General features: G+C 49.5%; 2 protein-coding genes and 1 pseudogene. 1 reads left to right on the plus strand and 2 read right to left on the minus strand.

Translation table 11 applies throughout. The features are described from left to right. Positions 1–236 (plus strand): annotated as a pseudogene (locus BVK86_RS28900) (diguanylate phosphodiesterase); the annotation flags it as partial. A 222-nt stretch (positions 237–458) separates the two neighbouring features. Here the strand turns inward: BVK86_RS28900 and BVK86_RS28905 are convergent. Together BVK86_RS28905 and BVK86_RS28910 are read right to left on the minus strand one after the other, a co-directional pair. Further along, entirely contained in the window at positions 459–770 is a 312-nt protein-coding gene (locus BVK86_RS28905; protein ID WP_075949618.1) for a contact-dependent growth inhibition system immunity protein, read from the minus strand. After that, a partial coding sequence (locus BVK86_RS28910) for an RNase A-like domain-containing protein (protein ID WP_341865041.1) occupies positions 767–1,234 on the minus strand: 468 nt, incomplete at its 5' end. The genes BVK86_RS28905 and BVK86_RS28910, both read right to left, overlap by 4 nt.

A 1,234-nucleotide genomic window follows, 5' to 3' on the forward strand; every position in this document is an offset into this window, starting at 1 on the left:
GCTTCATCGCCCCCAATCGCCAGGGCGTGCGCCAGGAATTCCCGTTGCTTTCGCTGTCCATCGGCGTGGTGCACCTGCATCCAGAAGCCTGCGGGGAAATCGATGCCAGCCAGTTGGCGGAAATGGCATCCCAAGCCAAACACCACGCGAAGAATGTGCCGGGGTATAGCGTGCATGTGATAGACAGTCTGGCTGCGCCAGAGCCTGAAGAGGCCTGGTTGACGGGGCAGCGCTGACTGTCAGGTCGCCATCGCGAGCAGGCTCGCTCCCACAAAGTCATGGGTTAATTTGAAAGCCGCAGGAAACCTGTAAGAGCGAGCCTGCTCGTGATGGTGACTGTTGCGTATGCCTAAATTTCGAAATGAGTTTTCAATTGCCACCGATGGCCTTCGGGAGAACTTACTTCGTACCAGTTTATGGAAACCGCCGGACTTTGAAGGAAATCTTGCGAGATCTTCTCAGTCAGAACCGTCAAGGCGCTCTTGTAGTTTTCTAGCAATATGAAGCAGCCAAGAGTCTCCCGATTCCCACGTATTCCAGTAACAGTAATAACAGCTCAGCTCTTTCAACATGTACTCCCTTAATGCTAATTCTTCTTTCTTCTGAGCGATAAGCATACAGAGTTCAGTTAGCACGATTTGCAAATGGTGCTCGTCTGACTCGCTTAAATACCCATCAATCACTTGATCTGCCGTCTCATGTTCGACAGTCCAATCTTGATGAAAATAAGCGCCAAAAAAATCATGTAGTTCGGGAAAATTTTTGTTCATGACTCTGAAAATCCTGTCAGTAAAAAATACCCTTCAGGTCGTTGGACATCCTTTTTCAGTACTAACAACACTTTCGATGCCGGCTCATGATTTGTATTGCCATTGATCATACTGACTCCTACCGGGTGGGGAAAGTGATGAGTAACAGTGGTTTTCCCTTTTGAACTATTTAAGAATTCTTCGACCTTAATCTTATTTGCAGCCAATGTTCTTGCAGCCGCCGACTCGGCAGTTGCCCTATCAGGAAATGTTGAAGCCGCTGGAATATGCGGTTCTGCTCTTAGCCTATCGGCTAACTGCACATCCGTTCTAGCGATATGTTTCGCGATAAGGTGCCCTCCTTGAGCCTCGTGTGCCGCTAATCCGCCACCCGGAACAATTTCACTAAACGGACCGTCTGCATCGATATCACCAGGACATTGGCAAGCCAACCCCAACGGATCCACCCACCCCGTCGGATTCGG

The sequence above is a fragment of the Pseudomonas reinekei genome, from assembly GCF_001945365.1.
Lineage (GTDB): Bacteria > Pseudomonadota > Gammaproteobacteria > Pseudomonadales > Pseudomonadaceae > Aquipseudomonas > Aquipseudomonas reinekei.

Bases quoted from the DNA above. Each gene is read 5' to 3' on its own strand.
- BVK86_RS28905 (WP_075949618.1), bottom strand. From the start codon at position 770: ATGAACAAAAATTTTCCCGAACTACATGATTTTTTTGGCGCTTATTTT.